Origin of the sequence: Mycobacterium hainanense (assembly GCF_041890355.1) — a bacterium.
In the GTDB taxonomy this organism is placed as follows: Bacteria; Actinomycetota; Actinomycetes; order Mycobacteriales; family Mycobacteriaceae; genus Mycobacterium; species Mycobacterium hainanense.
The window spans coordinates 3172638-3189054 of sequence record NZ_CP169059.1; the positions used below are offsets into that span (position 1 = coordinate 3172638).

At 65.4% G+C, this 16417-nt stretch carries 17 protein-coding genes and 1 tRNA gene; 7 read left to right on the forward strand and 11 right to left on the reverse strand.

The genetic code is table 11. The features are described 5' to 3' along the window. Positions 1–46 precede the first annotated feature (46 nt). From ACEL92_RS14730 to ACEL92_RS14740, 3 genes are all read left to right on the forward strand, one after another. On the forward strand, positions 47–820 hold the full coding sequence (locus ACEL92_RS14730; protein ID WP_374021484.1) for an oxidoreductase: 774 nt from the start codon (positions 47–49) through the stop codon (positions 818–820). Positions 821–1494: 674 nt separating this feature from the next. After that, positions 1495–1926 carry a cupin domain-containing protein gene (locus tag ACEL92_RS14735; protein ID WP_374021485.1) on the forward strand — a complete coding sequence of 144 codons (432 nt, stop codon included), beginning with the start codon at positions 1495–1497 and terminating at the stop codon, positions 1924–1926. A gap of 16 nt (positions 1927–1942) precedes the next feature. Beyond that, positions 1943–2854: a LysR family transcriptional regulator gene (locus ACEL92_RS14740; RefSeq protein WP_374021486.1), complete on the forward strand. Its 912-nt coding sequence runs from the start codon at positions 1943–1945 to the stop codon at positions 2852–2854. Positions 2855–2882: 28 nt separating this feature from the next. On the opposite strand, the gene ACEL92_RS14745 is transcribed toward ACEL92_RS14740, so the two are convergent. Beyond that, on the reverse strand, positions 2883–3473 hold the full coding sequence (locus ACEL92_RS14745) for a PPC domain-containing DNA-binding protein (protein WP_374021487.1): 591 nt from the start codon (positions 3471–3473) through the stop codon (positions 2883–2885). A 105-nt stretch (positions 3474–3578) separates the two neighbouring features. Further along, complete coding sequence (locus ACEL92_RS14750) at positions 3579–3890, reverse strand: putative quinol monooxygenase (RefSeq protein ID WP_374021488.1); 312 nt, start codon at positions 3888–3890, stop codon at positions 3579–3581. Positions 3891–4407: 517 nt separating this feature from the next. Between ACEL92_RS14750 and ACEL92_RS14755 the strand changes: the two genes are divergently transcribed. Beyond that, the gene (locus tag ACEL92_RS14755) at positions 4408–5709 is read left to right on the forward strand and encodes a cytochrome P450 (RefSeq protein WP_374026222.1); all 1302 of its coding nucleotides are present in this window, start codon (positions 4408–4410) and stop codon (positions 5707–5709) included. Positions 5710–5766: 57 nt separating this feature from the next. Here ACEL92_RS14755 and ACEL92_RS14760 read toward each other — a convergent pair whose 3' ends face one another. Beyond that, entirely contained in the window at positions 5767–6657 is an 891-nt protein-coding gene (locus tag ACEL92_RS14760) for an alpha/beta hydrolase (RefSeq protein ID WP_374026223.1), read from the reverse strand. Beyond that, entirely contained in the window at positions 6647–7576 is a 930-nt protein-coding gene (locus ACEL92_RS14765) for an SDR family NAD(P)-dependent oxidoreductase (RefSeq protein ID WP_374026224.1), read from the reverse strand. Before ACEL92_RS14765 ends, ACEL92_RS14760 begins: the two co-directional genes overlap by 11 nt. 194 nt (positions 7577–7770) lie before the next feature. Here ACEL92_RS14765 and ACEL92_RS14770 point away from each other — a divergent pair, with 194 nt between their 5' ends. Next, positions 7771–8322 (forward strand): TetR/AcrR family transcriptional regulator, encoded by a 552-nt coding sequence (locus ACEL92_RS14770; RefSeq protein ID WP_374021489.1) that lies wholly within the window; start codon positions 7771–7773, stop codon positions 8320–8322. A 945-nt stretch (positions 8323–9267) separates the two neighbouring features. Next, entirely contained in the window at positions 9268–9564 is a 297-nt protein-coding gene (locus ACEL92_RS14775; RefSeq protein WP_374021490.1) for a PLDc N-terminal domain-containing protein, read from the forward strand. A 220-nt stretch (positions 9565–9784) separates the two neighbouring features. Here the strand turns inward: ACEL92_RS14775 and ACEL92_RS14780 are convergent. The 7 genes from ACEL92_RS14780 to ACEL92_RS14810 form a co-directional block, all read right to left on the reverse strand. After that, positions 9785–9858 (reverse strand) — tRNA-Pro (locus ACEL92_RS14780). 280 nt (positions 9859–10138) lie between these two features. Continuing rightward, positions 10139–11539: a ribosome biogenesis GTPase Der gene (gene der / locus ACEL92_RS14785; RefSeq protein ID WP_374021491.1), complete on the reverse strand. Its 1401-nt coding sequence runs from the start codon at positions 11537–11539 to the stop codon at positions 10139–10141. After that, a complete protein-coding gene (cmk, locus tag ACEL92_RS14790; protein ID WP_374021492.1) occupies positions 11536–12222 on the reverse strand; it encodes a (d)CMP kinase in 687 nt (228 codons plus the stop codon). The genes der and cmk overlap by 4 nt, the downstream gene beginning before the upstream one ends. After that, on the reverse strand, positions 12219–12962 hold the full coding sequence (locus ACEL92_RS14795; RefSeq protein ID WP_374021493.1) for a pseudouridine synthase: 744 nt from the start codon (positions 12960–12962) through the stop codon (positions 12219–12221). Before ACEL92_RS14795 ends, cmk begins: the two co-directional genes overlap by 4 nt. Further along, positions 12962–13657, reverse strand: a complete 696-nt coding sequence (scpB, locus tag ACEL92_RS14800) for an SMC-Scp complex subunit ScpB (protein ID WP_374021494.1) — start codon at positions 13655–13657, stop codon at positions 12962–12964. The genes ACEL92_RS14795 and scpB overlap by 1 nt, the downstream gene beginning before the upstream one ends. Beyond that, complete coding sequence (locus ACEL92_RS14805; protein ID WP_374021495.1) at positions 13657–14472, reverse strand: segregation/condensation protein A; 816 nt, start codon at positions 14470–14472, stop codon at positions 13657–13659. Before ACEL92_RS14805 ends, scpB begins: the two co-directional genes overlap by 1 nt. After that, complete coding sequence (locus ACEL92_RS14810) at positions 14469–15332, reverse strand: ParA family protein (protein ID WP_374021496.1); 864 nt, start codon at positions 15330–15332, stop codon at positions 14469–14471. The genes ACEL92_RS14805 and ACEL92_RS14810 overlap by 4 nt, the downstream gene beginning before the upstream one ends. A 319-nt stretch (positions 15333–15651) precedes the next feature. On the opposite strand from ACEL92_RS14810, the gene ACEL92_RS14815 reads away from it, so the two are divergent. Continuing rightward, a complete protein-coding gene (locus ACEL92_RS14815) occupies positions 15652–16404 on the forward strand; it encodes an O-methyltransferase (protein ID WP_374026225.1) in 753 nt (250 codons plus the stop codon). Positions 16405–16417: the final 13 nt, after the last annotated feature.

The window sequence follows — 16417 nt, forward strand, 5'->3', positions numbered from 1 at the left end:
TGTCCGGTGGCACTGGCGAAACAGATGTCGGACTACGGTCGAACGGGTGATTTCGATTCAGTCGTTGGACCTTTCGCGGCGTCGAGTGCTCATCACAGGTGGGACGCAGGGCATCGGAGCTGCTGTGGCACGTCGCCTCGACGCCGTGGGAGCCCGAGTCGTCGTGGCAGCTCGCACGGAACCGTCGGTCATCCCGGCCGGTGAGTTCGTACCGGCCGACATATCCACCGCTGACGGGGTGCGCAGTCTCGCCAAACGCACGCTCGAACTGCTGGGCGGGGTTGACGTGATCGTCTCGAATGCGGGGAGCCAAACGCAGGCGCCGGCAGGTACGGCCGCCTTGTCGGACGCGGACTGGAAGCGCGACCTCGACACCAACTTGATGTCTTCCGTCCGACTGGACAGAGCGCTGCTGCCCCAGATGCAATCAGGCGGTGCGATAGTGCACGTCACTTCCGGTGCAGCACGAATGCCTCGGCCTGCGTCATTGGCCTACTCTTCGGCGAAAGCCGCGCTGACGGCCTATAGCAAGGGTTTAGCCAACGAGGTGGGTCCTCGCGGCATCCGGGTGAACACCGTGGTGCCGGGTCTCATTCGTACCGCCGCCCTCGACCGCCGCCTCGTCGGTGTCGCCGAACAAAGGGACACCGATGTCGACACAGTGCTGGACGAGATGGTCGATGGCCTTGCAATCCCCTTGGGTCGCGCCGGGACCGCCGAAGAGGCGGCCGAGCTGATCGCCTTCCTGGTCTCGCCGGCGGCCAGTTACTTGACGGGGGGCCAGTTCGTCGTGGACGGCGGAGCCCTTCCGACTATTTGACATTTTCTGCCGACCTCCGCCTTCGCCACGGGTGTCGTCTGTTCTCAGTGTCTCGTTTCTAGACATGGCCGCCGGCCACGCTCCCCCGCCACCGCCCAGTTTCAACGCCGGCATCGGTGAGCACGGTTACCTAACCACCAGTGTTTCTGATCTCCGACCGTTCGAACTTCAGATTGTGTGCGGGCGTACCTTTCTCGCCGCAACGTTTCGCTTCTTGGATCGGTAGTGGAGACGGCACCGTTGCGCAACGAGGCATCACGGGTCTACGAAATCCACTGGCCGACTGTGCATTTGGCTCATCATCGGTTACCGCTACTTATCGTCGGGGTTGAGAGCGCGGACGAGACCTCGGAAGGGGCTTGCCGCCAACGCGCGGCTGGTGCATCCGCGTGCCGATCACTGAGGTTCATCGACTTGGACGTCAGTTGGCCGGCTGCTGATGAGCCCGCGCCGCAAACGGACAATCACCGCGAGTGGAATTTCGCCCACGCCCCGGGGATCCGCCCGGTACCTTCGCCGAGCGGCTCCTGCGGCCACTCACGATGCCCACCGACGCGATCTAGCGATAAACCCTGCGCCCCAGATCATCTCGCGTCTCGCGACGCTTGCCGTTCGACTAGCTCCATCGAAAACGGCTGAGCGGCAGCTTTGGCCTCCTTGGTAGCCTCCCGACTATGAGTGCTGAGTATGTTCCGCAGACAGACAACAAGCGACAAATTTTCGACGTTTTCCACGAGCTCCGCCAACTTCCTGAGACATCAGACTCAATGTTGACCGACGTCTACTTCAGCGACTTTCCCGAAGCCAGTAGCCGGATCTTCAGGATCTATCGCACCCTGCCGCTGCACTACCACAACGACTGCGACGAGTTCTTATATGTCATAAGCGGAGAGGGCGTCTTCCACCTTGCCGGCGAGGAAAGCAACGCGGGACCTGGCACGTTCTTGCGATTCGCACGTCGCCAGGTCCACGGCTTTCCGAGGATCACCAACCATCTCTTCGTAGTGCTATCGGTTGACGTCCCCCGGCGCCATCCTGCTGACATCGTGTTCGTCGATCCCGCGGACGGCGACGCGAAGGCATTCATGGCCCGCAACAACCAGTAAGCTCGGGCTCACTCGCATGACTTCATCTGCCGACGACGTCCTGTTCTTCGACGTACTGGCGAAATCGGCGAGCTTAACTCAGGCCGCCCGAGAGTTGGGTTTGTCCGTTTCGTCGGTCAGCAAGCGGCTGGCGGGTATCGAGCGTCGCCTCAACGTGCGCCTGATCGAACGGACCACGCGCCGTCTGACGCTCACCCCAGAGGGGGAACGCTATGCCGCCGGTGCGGCAACGATCACCAACGGGCTCATCGAGTTGGAGGACTCCATCGCCCAACGCGGCGAGCTTGCTGGTCGGATTCGCGTGCACGCCAGTCTGGGCCTGGGCCGCCACCACATCGGACCGCTGGTCGCCGAGTTCCTCGAACAGCATCCGCGCGTCCAGCTCGAGCTTGAACTTTCTCCGCTGCCCCTTAATATCCCCGAGACGACCTTCGATCTTGGTGTTCACGTGGGAAGGGTGCACGACTCGCTCTTGGCCATCAGACGACTGGGTTTGAATCGCCGCGTGGTCTGCGCGAGCCCCAATTACCTTGCCCGACACGGAACTCCGCACCACTTGAAAGACCTCCAGCAGCACAACTGCATCGTGCTGCGTCAGGACGAAGGCGACTTCGCGTTGTGGCGTTTCGGAACCGACAATGACCAGACCGCGGTCAAGGTGAGCGGAAACCTCGCCTGCAATGACGGCGAGGTGACGACGCAGTGGTGCATCGAAGGCCGCGGCCTGATCATGCGCTCAAGCTGGCACGTCGGTCCGCTGCTGCAGGAGGGCGTATTGGTTCAGGTGCTGCCGCACATCCCGACACCAAGCGCCGACGTCTACGCCGTGTACTCCGCCGACGCCCGTTTGCCGCGCCGTGTACGCGAACTCATCGCCCACTTGGCCGGCGGGCTGGGACCTCGGATCGGGTCGGTGCCTGATAGCTAATGCGCCGACGGCATGCTCGAGGGGAAGGTCAGTCGAACAGAGTGAGCCCGGTAGCGTCGTCAGTTTTCTTGCCCAGCGTCTCTGGATAAGTATGGATGAACACTTCGATGGTGGGCGAAGTTACGGCATGCAGCAGGTGTCCGGCTGACGTGCTCGCATCCTGCCTGGCCACCACCAGGTGGGTGTGCACCACGGACTTGCCGCCGAAGGTGCCGATATCGCCGATGATGGACGCCGCCTCCACCTGACCGTCGACGGTGATCACTTTGTACTTCTTCCGGTGTAGGTCATACCAACCGACTCGGACATCTCGAAGCGCCCCGATGGCGCTGAAGTTAGCCGCGGTGATGTGATAGGCGTTAGCGAAATCGTTGAGCGCGGTGAACAGTTCGTCTCCGTCACGGAGCACCAGCATGTAGGCGCCCCCCGACAGACGGTGAGTCCGGGCATATGGCGCCGTTCCTTGCGGCCCAGCCTCCGCGGCGCTGAGATATTGCGCGTTGGCGTCGGCACGACTGTCGCCGTAGCCGCCGGCGCAACTGGAAATGAGTGCTGATCCCCCGGCGATGGCTCCCGAAGCGATGAGAAACGACCGGCGCGACGCGATTTCGGTTGACATGCGAATGTGGTTTCCTTTGGGGTGTAGAGCCGCCGCGCTGCGGCGGCGACTCAGAGGGTGAACGACGTTACGGCGCCTGACTTTTCGGCCCACCGTCGACACCACTCATCTGGTTATCGTGCTGGGCGCCAGGGAAAAACCTTGCACCAGGAAAGTAGGGCCGTCAGCGTAGGACCGCACCGCCTCGATGAAGTTATTAAACGCCGCCTGTTTGGTGTGGTATTCGAATGCCGCTTTGTCCTCATACACCTCATCGAGGAAAAAGCGCTCCGGGTCGTGCTCGTCGCGGAGAACCGAGAACGCAAGCGTGTCCGGTTCATTCCGGAGTGACTGTTCGGCATCACGTTGAGCCTGCTCGATGAAGTGGTCATGCCTGTCTGCGGGCACGACGAACTGAACAATCACGTGGTATGTCATCTGAAGTCTTTCCTCCGCGGGCCGAAGGTTTGCGTGGGACGGTGGCCAACCCAATACCCAAGCCCTCGCGAAATTTCGCGCCGGGGCGGGGCCGTTGTCGCTTTCACGCTAACCGATAACGCAGGGCAGAAAGTCGCGCGAAAGGCAAAGCAGTCTTGCTTGAGAAGCAACAATCGGGTGCGGTCGCCGCCCGCGACCCCATCACCTGTCCCGCTACTCGCGATGACTGCCACGGGTATGCGGCCGAAAGCGCTCGCACGGCATTGTCGCGATGAGAAAAGGTGCACTGTCAATCGCATCGATAAGCACTGGTCAGCGGGCCTCACTGCGAAAATCGTGGCCGCTCGGCGCAAGGCTACGTTCGCATCTTTTCCGCCGCGTATTGATTTCGCCGCGACACCCCGAGAACCTGAGACGGTGGAGACCCGTTCTCGGCTTGGTGGCCGATGACTCGACAACGAGCGGCGCACCGTCAGTCGCCCTACGGTGCAAGCACATTGGTTGCTTGTCAGTGAGTATCGCTGCTAGGGCGCGAAATGTGGCGGCGCTGCTCGATCCGCTGGCCGGCGCCGTGCGGCTGAATGTCGCCGGGGCCGTTCGCACCCGCAGGCGGGGCGTTCGAGGTTGGACCGGCGCCGTCAATACCGATTACGACCCGCTCGACCCGGCTACTGCCGCGCAGCCTCATGATGCCTATCGCGCGCTGCACAACGGTGGACGGGTGCATTACAACCCCCGCCGCGCTACCTGGATCCTGCATCGTCTCGAGGACGTGCGGGCCGCACTGCGCGACACCGACCAGGTCACCAGCAGCCAGGGTGTGACCCGAATCCGGATAGCCGCTGATCTGGTCGTCGTCACCGACGGTGAGCAGCACAGCAGGTTACGCAAACAGGTCCAGCCGGCGTTCACCAAGCGCGCCCTGGACAGCTGGCACGGCATCGTCGACAAGCTTGCCGTCGAACTCGTCGACACGATGATCGCCAATCCCGGCGGCGACGCGGTGCAGCTGCTGACGATTCCCATGCCGCTGCGGGTCATCGCCGCCATACTCGGCGTCCCCGACGGGGACGTCGCTGATTTTCGTCGTTGGTCGGAACGCAGTGTTCAGATGATCGACTTCACTCCCACACCGAAGGGAGTGCTGAAGGCTGCGAAATCATTGAGCGGCGCTGTCGCGCTGCGGCGCTATTTCTTGCAGCAGCTCGCCGCGGGACACCTCAAGGACTCCGACACCGTGCTGGGCCGCTTGATCGACCACAGCACCGAGGGGTCGTTGACCGACGATCAGTTGTTTCTCATCGCGATCCTGTTGCTCATTGCCGGAAACGAGACCACCACAAATCTTCTCGGCGGCATGCTCGATACCTTGGCCAACGATCCGGCGCTGTTCGACAGACTCCGGGCCGAACCCGAGTTGATTCCGATGGCCATCGAAGAACAGCTTCGCTACACCACCCCCATCCAAAACCTCTACCGCTACACCCGGGCGGACTACCGGGTCGGGTCGGTGACGATTCCGGAGGGTTCACGCGTCCTGTTGTCCTTTGGCGCCGCCAATCGCGATCCCCTCGTTTTCGACGACCCGGACACCTACCGAGTCGACCGCAATCCGCGAATGCACGTCGCGTTCGGCTACGGCGCCCACATGTGTCTCGGCGCGCCGTTGGCCCGGCTCGAGGCACACGCCGTGCTGCGGGAACTCATCGACCGGGTCGCGCAGATCACTCCGACCGCTCCCCCGACGTGGTCGACCAACAGCTCACTACGCGGACCCACAGTCTTGCCGTTAACGTTAAAAGCGGCAACTAGCAAGTGAATCGGGGCGACAGCTGTCCCGCGGCGCAACGATGTGCTCGCCGGGTCTGTCGAATAGTCAAGCAGCAAACGCCTTTTCGAGTGCGGCGCATTGCCGATCGAAGAAGCTCTGCGCCACTGCGGTTTTGGAAGCGATGATGTCGAATCCGTGGAAAGCTCCTTCGACGACGTCGAGTTCACAACTCACACCGGCGTCGCACAGCCTCTGCGCGTACTCCACGTCCTGGCCGTAGAGCGGATCGACCGTTCCCACGCCCATCCACGCAGGAGCAAGGTTGGACAGATCGTCGCGCCGCGACGGCACAGCAGACTGGCGATCGGCACCCTTGAGGTACGCCTGCCACCCCAGCCGATCGCTCTTTTCGCTCCACATCCGGTAGTGCGGACTCTCGAGGCCCGGGCGACTCGACGGGCGATCGTCGACCATGGGATAGACCAGGAGCTGGAACAGCGGTGTCACTTCGCCGCGATCGCGCGCCAGCAGTGCCAGCGCAGCTGCCAGACCGCCACCCGCACTGGCGCCGCCGATCGCGACCCGGTCCGGATCCACGCCGGGCAGCCGCGTCAACCACGTCAGCGTGGAGTAGCAGTCTTCCAGCGCGGCTGGGTAAGGATCTTTTGGAGCAAGCCGGTAGTCGACTGACGCGACCGGAACGCCCAGACGGCCAACGAATCGTCGGCACAGCTTGTCGTCCTGCGCGGCCGTTCCGATGACGTATCCGCCGCCGTGGATCCACAGCAGTGCGTTCCCGTGCGGGCACTCACCCTCGGGCCGGTAGAGCCTGACCCCTGCGCTTGGTGTGATGGCGAGGACCTCGACACCCTCGCGCGCGGACGGGGCGAATCGGGTCAGGCTGCGCATCACCGGCAGCGTCACTTTGTTGAACGGAGACCGGGGAAGCACCCGCGCGATACTCCTCAAGTCGGAGTGGTAGCGGTCAGACCGGATACGTGACACCAGTCAACTCCTCGGAGACAGTCCACAAACGTTCCTGCACCCGTTGGTCGTAGGACTTCTTGCTGGAACGGACGAGCGTCGGGTAGCCCGCCATCTCCAGGAATCCGTCCGGTCCCCAGTACTGGCCACCCTGCACATCGGGCATCGTCGCGGCGTACAGCTGTGGCAGTGCGCCCTTCGCCGGATCTTGCCCTATGAAACGGTCCGAGAACTTCATCATCGCCTGGACCGGTTTTCCCATGTTGCGGAAGAGGTCGGACTTCGTATAGCCGGGGTGGGCAGTCACCGTCATCAGCGGCGCGCCCGACTTGAGCAGCCGACGATGAAATGCGTAGCAGAACATCAGGTTCGCCAGCTTCGACTGAGCGTAGGCCAGCGCACTGCTGTACCGGCGCTCCCACTGGAGATCGTCGAAATGGATGGCACCGCCGAGCTTGTGGTCCAAACTCGCGACGACCACCACTCGAGCGCCGTCGACGCCGAGCATATTCTCGAGCAGCAGTCCCGTGAGCGCAAAGTGGCCGAGGTGGTTTGTGGCGAACTGCAATTCGAACCCGTCAGGTGTCGTCGTCTTGGGCGGAAACGCCACCGCGGCATTGTTGATGAGCAGGTCAATGCGGGGGTGCTCGTTCTTTAGGGCCTGGGCAGCGGAGCGCACCGACTGCAACGAGCTCAGATCTAGCGCTTGGACGCTCACGTCGGCATCCGGCGCCGCTTCGAGAATGCGCTTGCGGGCGACCTCTCCCTTGTCGACATCGCGTACTGCGAGAACTACCGAGGCGCCATGTTCGGCGAGCGCGCGTGCCGTGTCGTAGCCGAGCCCGGTATTCGCGCCGGTGACAATGGCCAGTCGCCCAGTCTGGTCGGGTATGTCCGACTCGGTCCACTTCCGTTTCTGCGCGGCAACCATGCGATCAGGCTGATGAAGATCGCCAGTGAGGTCAATGACGTGCGGCGAAGTTGATAATCGAGTCGCGAGCCGGAGCGAGCCGCTCTCCTCAGCATCGATCTTCGAACAGGCACTTTCGGTGATAATTGCCTCCGGCGCCATCTCACTGTGAGAGAAGCGTTCCATCTGGTCGCATTTGCAGGCAGCATTGACCCATGCCGAAGATTGACTGGCTGGTCGGGGCAGACAGGAATAGCGCCGCCGCGGATAAGATCTACGCCGCTGCCGCCGACCTCATCGCCGAGGTCGGTTATGACGCTTTCAGTATCGAAGCGCTGGCCGCGAGGATCCATTGCTCGCCCGCGACTATTTATCGGCGCGCTGGCGGCAAGGCAGCCATTCGCGATGCCGTCGTAAAGATTCAGGCCACCCGGATCCTGCATTCTGTACGTGATGCCATCGACGGACTTAGGGGTTCGGATCGCGTTGTCAAAGCAACGCTTTCGGCGCTACAACGCATCCAGTCAGATCCCGTGGTCGAGTCGATGTCATCCTTCCAGATAGCGCCTGACATTGATTGGGTGACCACCTCGCCCGTGACCGCCGGCTTTGCCGCCGAGATGCTCGGAGAGGACAACCAAGACCCTCTCGCGGCGCAATGGCTCATCCGGGTCTTCCTAGCTCTATTGTGCTGGCCCGTCAAAGACAGCGCTGCCCAGCACGCACTGGTAGAGCGCTTTCTCGGCGCATCCTTCAATGGCGATTGAAGATGGCGAGCTTCACCTCACCTCCCAAGCGACACAGAGGTTCCGTGGGCGGCGAAGTCGACTGTCAATCGCGAGGTAGCTCTGTCTCGGATCTAGACATCCGCGAGCGGTCAGATCCTGTGACGCACGAGACATAGTAAGCTCGTTTAACCATTCTGCCTCCAGTGGTAGACGAGCTGGTATGAACGCGAATCTTTCGAAGCTCACACCAGTTCTGTTCGCCGGTGTCGCTGCCGCAGGAATCGCAGTTGCACCCTCCGTTTTCGCCGATCCGGCACCACCGCCGCCAGCTCCGCCGGCTCCTGGTTGCTACAACCCCGACGGCACACCCTGTACGCCGTCGGCCGGCCCGCAGGGAGCCGGCGCCGAGATTCCCGGCGGCCCGGGGGCCCAGGCGGGCTCCAATGGCCAGGTTGCGGCCGGTATCCCCGGTGGCCCGTGGGCTAAAGCGGGCCCGGGCGGAGGAATTGCGTGCGTGCCTGGCGGGCCGTGCCGAACCATCAGCCTGCCCGGATAACGCTGCGTCCCTTTAGATTCGGGGCGAGGGACGACTTCGAGTCACTCTTGCGCCGAACTCGTCTGACGGTGCGCTCGGATCGCTGACGCTGAAACTGTGCAATACCCGCACTGCGCTCGACGGTCTCGCTGCTGAGAATTGAGGCAACATTTCTTGTCTCGATGGAATCAGTGTGGAGTTGCTCGCTTATCTGGTGGGATCGGGGATGGCCGGCCAGTGCAGGCCCAATGTCGTTGCGGCGCGTGGGGTCCGGCGCGGCGGGTGGTATCAGCGGTCCGGCGCAGAAGTCGTCGTGGCCGGCGCCGCCGTCGATGACCCTGACGATGGCTTTGTCAGTGCAAAGATTCCGACGATGAGTGCGGCGACCGCGGGGGTCGTGATTGGCTTCTCTGCCCGCGGTGTCGGCGTCGAGTGCGACGATGGTGTGCATGGTCGTGTCAGCGCCGTTTCCCCTGGAGTCTGGGCTCAGCGAGTGCGCTCGATACTCCTCGGCACTGGGGTGTGACGGCCTCGACTCGGGGTTGGCGGTGTTCGTGCTCGGCATTCCGGGCGTGATGGTGTGGCTGCTCCTGGCCGGATCCGCCACCGCGACGATCGCCAAACGGCATCCGATGCGGTCAGCGGTGTGGTTGGCGGTCGTATGGTGCCTACCGGTCCTTGGTGCATTGTGCTGGTTTGCCTACCTGCTGGGAATCCGTGCCTCCCGGCGCACCACTGTGGGCTAACCCGCCCTCACCGCTTAGTTGTGACTTTTCACAAAACGGTTGGGCCGTCTCGCTTGTAGAGAATGAAGACAGCTCAGATCCCGTTTCATGCGAGCTCGCTGCCTGTAGCTTCGCTGCTCGGTCGTTGACCGCCGAGGCCTGATTTCGTCGCACACGCGTGCGGTCCGTGTGTTCGATGGGGCCAAGAAAGAAAAGACCAGCTCAAGACTGGTTTTTCTTGTCGGGCTGACAGGATTTGAACCTGCGACCACTTGACCCCCAGTCAAGTGCGCTACCAAACTGCGCCACAGCCCGGTGCCGCCGAGATCACCGGCAGCAGGTCGAAAGCCTACCGTAGCCCACCCGCCATGATCCTAATCGACCTTCCCAAACGCCGCGTCCGCCCTCTTGACCCAGGCCAACAGGGCCGCGGCCAGTGTGCCCACGCCGGCGCGACCGCCTCCCCCAGCCAATACCAGCCGCGACCCCCGCGCGAGCCAACGCAGCGCGCTGAGGATCCGGCTGAAGAGTGATATCGCGGGCGCTATCAATTTCGAGAATCGCCGAATGATTCCGGAGAGGACCCCGAAGGCACTCAGCGCCGCTTGGTTCCCCGCTTCTCGCGCACCCGCACGTTGATCCGGATCGGCGAACCCTCGAACCCGAACGTCTCGCGCAGCCGCCGCTCCAGGAAGCGCCGGTACCCGGCCTCCAGGAAACCGGTGGTGAACAACACGAACGTCGGTGGACGGGCGGTGGCCTGGGTGGCGAACAGGATGCGCGGCTGCTTGCCCCCGCGCACCGGCGGCGGCGTCGCCGCCACCACCTCCTTGAGCCACGCATTCAGCGGACCCGTCGGGATGCGCGCGTCCCACGACGCCAAGGCCGTCTCCATCGCCGGCACCAGCTTCTGCACCGCGCGGCCCGTCCTGGCGGAGATGTTGACCCGCTGCGCCCACCGCAACTGCACCAGCTCGCGGTCGATCTCACGCTCCAGCAGCTCGCGCCGGTCCTCGTCCACCAGGTCCCACTTGTTGAAGGCCAGCACCAACGCCCGACCGGCCTCGATCACCATGGACAGCACCCGCTGATCCTGTTCGGTCAGCGGCTCCGAGGCGTCGATGAGCACGACCACCACCTCGGCCGAGTCGATGGCCGAGTGGGTGCGCACCGAGGCATAGAACTCGTGCCCGCTGGCCTGGCCGACCTTGCGCCGCAGCCCCGCGGTATCGACGAATCGCCAGACCTTGCCGCCCAATTCGATCAGCGAGTCCACCGGGTCGACCGTGGTCCCGGCGACGTCGTGCACCACCGAGCGCTGATCGCCGGCCAGCTTGTTCAGCAGCGAGCTCTTGCCCACATTCGGCTTCCCGACCAGCGCCACCCGGCGCGGGCCGCCCGCCCGCGGCGCCGCCTCGGACACCTCCGGCAGCGCGGCCAGCACGTCGTCGAGCAGGTCGGCGACGCCGCGGCCGTGCATCGCGCTGATCGGGTGCGGCTCGCCGAGGCCCAGCGACCACAGCGCCGCCGCGTCCGCTTCACCCTTTTCGCTGTCAACCTTGTTGGCCGCCAGGAAGACTGGCTTGCCGGAGCGCAATAGGATCCGGGCGGCCGCCTCGTCGGCCGCGGTGGCGCCGACGGTGGCGTCGACCACCAGGATCACCGCGTCCGCCGTGCGCATCGCCACCGACGCCTGTTCGGCCACCAACTGCTGCAGGCCCTTGGCGTCGGGCTCCCAACCCCCGGTGTCCTGCACGACGAACCGGCGGCCGATCCACAGCGCGTCGTAGGAAACCCGGTCGCGCGTGACCCCCGGGACATCCTGCACCACCGCCTCGCGCCGGCCCAGGATCCGGTTCACCAGGGTCGACTTGCCGACGTTGGGCCGTCCGACCACCGCCACGACGGGTGCGGGACCGGCTTCGGCCTGCTCCTCGAGCTCGGATTCGACCGACTCCCAATCGCTTTCGTCGGTCCAGGTGCCGTCCTGCGTCATCGCACCGCCCCGCTCCCTTGGTTGACCAGCTCCAGCAGGTGGTCGATCACCTGCGCCTCGGTCATCTCGCTGGTGTCGACGACCACGGCGTCCGGGGCGGCCCGCAACGGCGACACCGCGCGGGTGGAATCCAGATGGTCGCGGCGGCGCACGTCGGCGAGCACCGCGTCATAGTCGTCGGCCAATCCGGCCGCGACGTTCTGGTCGTTGCGCCGCCGCGCGCGGGTTTCGGCCGATGCGGTCAGGAAAATCTTCACCGGCGCGTCGGGCAGGACGACGGTCCCGATGTCGCGGCCTTCGACCACGACGCTGCCCGGGCCGTCGGCCATTTCCCGCTGCAGGGCCACCAGCCGCGTCCGAACGGCGGGAACCGACGACACCGCCGACACCGCACCGGTGACCCGGTCACCGCGGATCTCGGCCGAAACGTCCTCTCCCGCAAGGAAAAACCGATCGCCGTCGGGCTGGTAATCCACCGACATCTGCACGGTCTCCGCGATGCGCCCGACCGCCTCGGCGTCGGCGGGATCGATATCGGCGCGCAGCACCGCGAGGGTCACCATCCGGTACATCCCACCGGTGTCCAGGTAACGCGCCCGCATGGCCTGCGCCAATTGCTTTGACACCGAGGACTTTCCGGTGCCGGCGGGCCCGTCGATGGCCACCACCACATCTGAGCTCACAGCCCGACCGCCCGGTAGAGCTGCCCGATCTCCCCATGACTCAAGGCCCGGATGCTGCCGGGCCGTTGCTTGCCCAACGACAACGGACCGATGTCGGTGCGCACCAGCGCCTCCACCGGGAAGCCGGCGGCACCCAGCAGCCGGCGCACGATGCGATTGCGCCCCTCGTGCAGCACCACCCGCACCAGCGTCTTGCCCGGAATGGCGTCCACCACCGCGAAATCGTCGACGCGCGCGGGGCCGTCCTCCAGTTCGATTCCCGCCTTGAGCCTCTTGCCCAGCCCGCGCGGCACGGTCCCCGTCACGGTCGCCAGGTATGTCTTGGGCACCTCGTGCGAGGGATGCATCAACCGGTGGGCCAGCTCGCCGTCGTTGGTCAGCAGGATCAAACCCTCGGTGTCGGCGTCCAGCCGGCCGACGTGAAAGAGGTTCTTGTTGCCGCGCACCCGGCGTTCCACCAGGTCGCCGATGCACGGCCGGCCGCGGTCGTCGGACATGGTGGAGTGCATGCCGCGCGGCTTGTTCAGCGCCAGATAGACCAGCGACTCGTCAAGGACCACCCGGGCGCCGTCGACCTTGATCACCGAGGCGTCGGGGTCGACCCGGGTGCCAAGCTCGGTGACCACCTGCCCGTCGACCTCGACACGGCCGTCGATGATCATCTTCTCGGCGGCCCGCCGCGACGCAATTCCGGCCTGGGACAACACCTTCTGCAGGCGGATCCCTTCGGTCTCGACCATCAATCCTGGTCCACGTCGAACGTCAGCGCCTGGTCGGGCGCCTGACCGCCGGCGAGTTTGATGAAACGCGGCTCGCTGTCCAGGGATTCGCTCAGGTCCTCGATCGTGTCGACGTCGGGCAGCAGCGGTGCGATGTCGGGCAGGTCGGCGAGCGACGTCAGGCCCAACCGCTCCAGGAACAGGTCGGTGGTGGCGAACGTGACCGCGCCGGTGTCGTCGTCGACCCCGGCCTCGGTGATCAGGCCGCGCGCCAGCAGCGTCCGCATGACCGCGTCCACGTTGACACCGCGGACCGCGCTGACCCGCGCCCGGGTCACCGGCTGGCGGTAGGCCACCACCGCCAGGGTCTCCAGCGCGGCCCGGGTCAGCTTGGAGCGGGCGCCGTCCAGCAGCAGCTTCTCCACGTACGGCGCGTACCGGGCGCGGGTGTACATCCGCCAGCCCTCGCTGGTCTGGCGCAGGTCGATGCCGCTGTCGCGTTCGGTGAGCTCGTCGGCCATCTGCTGCAGCCGGGCGGCGACCCGGTAGACGGGTTGCTGGGTGGCCGCGCCGAGCGCCTCGGCGGTGACCGGGGTGTCGACCACAAGCAGTAGCGCCTCCAGCACCGACCCGAGCTCCTCGGGCTCCATCGGCGCGGCCTCGGCGATGTCCGGGATGCCGACGTCCAAGTCGACGTCGGGCTCAGATTCGCTCATCATTCGTCCCGCACTTCTACCAAGGCTTCGCTGGCCGGACGTTCCCCGGTCCATGAAATCTGGAGCACGCCCAGCGGCTCCGACTGGTCGAATGCTACCGCCCGGCTCCGGTACAACTCGAGCAGCGCCAGGAAGCGCCCGACGACCTCGATCGGCGCCTCGCAGTCGGCGACCAGCTCGGAGAACGTCGCCCACTGGCCGGTGCCGCGCGCCTGCAGGAAAGCCAGCAGCCTCTTGGCCTGCTCGGGCACCGACACCTGGACCTCGTGCAGGTGCCCGATCGACACCGTCGGCACGGGCCGCGGGCTGAACGCGATCGCGGCGATCTGGGCGAAGCGTTCGGCGTCGACGCCGAGCATCACCTCGGGCAGCAGTTCGGTGAACCGGTCCTCCAGCGACACGGCGCGCGGGTAGCTGCGCAGCGCGGTGGCCTCCAGCTCGGCGAACATCTCGGCGACGTGCTTGAACGCGCGGTACTGCAGCAGCCGGGCGAACAGCAGGTCGCGCACCTCCAGCAGCGCCAGATCCTCCTCGTCGTCGACCTGCCCGGCCGGCAGCAGGCGGGCGGCCTTGAGGTCGAGCAGGGTCGCGGCGACCACCAGGAACGCCGTGGTCTCCTCGAGGTCCAGCTGGGAGCCGATCTCGCGGGTGTAGGCGATGAAGTCGTCGGTCACCTGGTGCAGCGCCACCTCGGTGACGTCGAGGCGGTGGGCGAAGATGAGCTGCAGCAGCAGATCGAACGGCCCCTCGAAATTGGTCAGGCGTACTTGAAAGCCGTTCTTGGGTGGCGCCTCACCGTTCGCGCTGGCCGTCACGCGCCGAATCGGTCAATGAACTCGCGGGCCAGGGCGCGGTAGGCGACGGCGCCCGTGGACCGCGGCGCCCACGTAGTGATCGGCTCACCGGCCACGCTGGTCTCCGGGAATCGGACGGTGCGGGTGATGACCGTGTCGAAGACCAGGTCGCCGAAGCGCTCCACTACCCGCGCCATGACCTCGCGCGAGTTGACGGTGCGCGGATCGTACCGGGTGAGCAGGATCCCGCTGATCTCCAGCTTCGGGTTCAGCCGGTCGCGCACCTTGTCGACGGTGTCGGTCAGCAGCGCCAGCCCGCGCAGCGAGAAGAACTCGCATTCGGTGGGAATGACCACGCCGTCCGCGCACGCCAACCCGTTGACGGTGAGCAAGCCCAGCGAGGGCTGGCAGTCGATCAGCACGTAGTCGTAGCGGTCCAGCACCGGGTGCAGCGCCCGCCCCAGGGTCTGCTCCCGGCCGACCTCGTTGACCAGCTGGATCTCGGCCGCCGACAGGTCGATATTGCTCGGCACCAGGTCCATGTGCCTGACCCGGGTCTGCAGCAGCACGTCGTCGATCGACACCCGCGGCTCGACGAGCACATTGTGAATCGTCTTCTCCAGCTCGTAGTGCGGGACGCCCAGACCCGCGGACAGCGCGCCCTGGGGGTCCATGTCCACCAGCAGCACGCGCCGCCCGTATTCGGCGAGCGCGGCGCCGAGGTTGATGGTCGAGGTGGTCTTCCCGACGCCGCCCTTCTGGTTGCACATCGCGACGACCTTCGCCGGGCCGTGCGAGGTGCGCGGCTGCGGTTCCGGGATCGCCCGCGGCGGCCGCCCGGTCAGACCGAGCTCGACGCCGCTGTCCGGCTGCTCAGTCATGGCGGGGGTGTTCGGGAGGTGAACATCGACCGAAAGTCTAACGGGTTCACGCGCCGAAGCCGGGCGACCCGCAGGCAATTTAGCAGCCAATTTCGTGGGATTTGCGCTGGTAGCGCGCCTAATGGCGCTCATCGTTAACAGCAGTCACACCAGCATCAGCGGGGAGGTGGGGGGCGGGTTTCAAATTTGATATCGCGGGCGATATCGCGTCCCGGGCCGCGTCCAGATTGCCGTGCGGGTTGCGATCCCGGTGCGCGACGACCCCGGTCGCAATCTCGGCACCCGGCTGCCGGTCGGCCGGCCGGATTACTGTGGCGCCATGGACCTCAAGCGACGGATTCCCCTACTGCGATGGTCGGTCTGGCGGATGGCGACCGGGGCGCGCAACATCACCACGACGGGTCAGATCGGCGACGGCCGCGAGGCCGCCGCGGTGGACTACGTCCTGCGCAACGCCAAGGCCGGCGACATCGACGACGTGCTGGCCGCCATCGATAAGTTCGCCTACGAGAAGTCGATGCTGATCAACGTCGGCGACGAGAAGGGCCGGCTCCTCGACGCGGCCGTCCGCCGCGCCGACCCGGCGGTGGCGCTGGAGTTGGGCACCTACGTCGGATACGGCGCGTTGCGCATCGCGCGGGCCGCCCCGAACGCGCGCGTGTACTCCGTCGAACTCGCCGAGGCCAACGCGGCCAACGCCCGGCGCATCTGGGCGCACGCCGGCGTCGCCGGCCGGGTGACGTGTGTCGTCGGCACCATCGGCGACGGCGGCCGCACCCTCGACACGCTCGCCAATGAGCACGGCTTCGCCCCCCGCGGTCTGGACTTCGCGTTCCTGGACCACGACAAGGATGCCTACCTCGACGACCTGCGCAGCATCATGGCGCGCGGTTGGCTGCGTCCGGGCGCGATCGTGGTCGCCGACAACGTCCGAGTGCCGGGCGCGCCGAAGTACCGCGAGTACATGCGCCAGCAGCAGGGCAAGCAGTGGAACACCGTCGAACACAAGGCGCACCTGGAGTACCAGTCGCTGGTGTCAGATCTGGTCCTGGAATCCGAGTTTTTGGGCTGACGTTGGGCGCAGA

What these genes read in the sequence shown, in the direction of transcription:
- ACEL92_RS14735 (WP_374021485.1), top strand. Translation starts at nt 1,495, where the DNA reads ATGAGTGCTGAGTATGTTCCGCAGACAGACAACAAGCGACAAATTTTC.
- ACEL92_RS14740 (WP_374021486.1), top strand. Translation starts at nt 1,943, where the DNA reads ATGACTTCATCTGCCGACGACGTCCTGTTCTTCGACGTACTGGCGAAA.
- ACEL92_RS14745 (WP_374021487.1), bottom strand. Translation starts at nt 3,473, where the DNA reads ATGTCAACCGAAATCGCGTCGCGCCGGTCGTTTCTCATCGCTTCGGGA.
- ACEL92_RS14750 (WP_374021488.1), bottom strand. Translation starts at nt 3,890, where the DNA reads ATGACATACCACGTGATTGTTCAGTTCGTCGTGCCCGCAGACAGGCAT.
- ACEL92_RS14765 (WP_374026224.1), bottom strand. Translation starts at nt 7,576, where the DNA reads ATGGTTGCCGCGCAGAAACGGAAGTGGACCGAGTCGGACATACCCGAC.
- ACEL92_RS14770 (WP_374021489.1), top strand. Translation starts at nt 7,771, where the DNA reads ATGCCGAAGATTGACTGGCTGGTCGGGGCAGACAGGAATAGCGCCGCC.
- ACEL92_RS14775 (WP_374021490.1), top strand. Translation starts at nt 9,268, where the DNA reads ATGGTCGTGTCAGCGCCGTTTCCCCTGGAGTCTGGGCTCAGCGAGTGC.
- der (WP_374021491.1), bottom strand. Translation starts at nt 11,539, where the DNA reads ATGACGCAGGACGGCACCTGGACCGACGAAAGCGATTGGGAGTCGGTC.
- ACEL92_RS14795 (WP_374021493.1), bottom strand. Translation starts at nt 12,962, where the DNA reads ATGGTCGAGACCGAAGGGATCCGCCTGCAGAAGGTGTTGTCCCAGGCC.
- scpB (WP_374021494.1), bottom strand. Translation starts at nt 13,657, where the DNA reads ATGAGCGAATCTGAGCCCGACGTCGACTTGGACGTCGGCATCCCGGAC.
- ACEL92_RS14810 (WP_374021496.1), bottom strand. Translation starts at nt 15,332, where the DNA reads ATGACTGAGCAGCCGGACAGCGGCGTCGAGCTCGGTCTGACCGGGCGG.
- ACEL92_RS14815 (WP_374026225.1), top strand. Translation starts at nt 15,652, where the DNA reads ATGGACCTCAAGCGACGGATTCCCCTACTGCGATGGTCGGTCTGGCGG.